The 338-nt window shown below is 68.3% G+C and carries 1 protein-coding gene; it reads left to right on the top strand.

Annotation, left to right across the window (positions count from 1 at the left end; all coding sequences use genetic code 11):
- Positions 1-338 (top strand): hypothetical protein (locus A6X21_RS24505; protein ID WP_205847369.1); only part of this gene is annotated, 338 nt, incomplete at both ends.

A 338-nucleotide genomic window follows, 5' to 3' on the forward strand; every position in this document is an offset into this window, starting at 1 on the left:
AAGCGCCTCGTGGAGGAGAGCGACGTGACCGGCGTGGTGCGCGCCCTGCGCCAGGGGCTGGCACAAGGGACGGTGATGACCGCCTCGATTTTCATCGGCACGCTGGTGCAGGACGCTGAACTCGCCACGCTCGTGAAGCAGGTGCGCGTCGACAATCTGGACGAGCTGGGCTGGTCCGAGAGCGGCGTGTACCTGTCGCGTCACTCGCTCAACCCCTCGGACCGGCGACGCCTGAGCCAGGCGTTCGAGCAACAGGCCCGCTCCGGCCGCGTGTGGCAGCTCTTCAACGACACGCACCCACCCGGCAGCCTCGGCGGCAGCAACCGGCGAACATCATG

It is taken from the genome of Planctopirus hydrillae (genome assembly GCF_001707835.1).
Taxonomy (GTDB): Bacteria; Planctomycetota; Planctomycetia; order Planctomycetales; family Planctomycetaceae; genus Planctopirus; species Planctopirus hydrillae.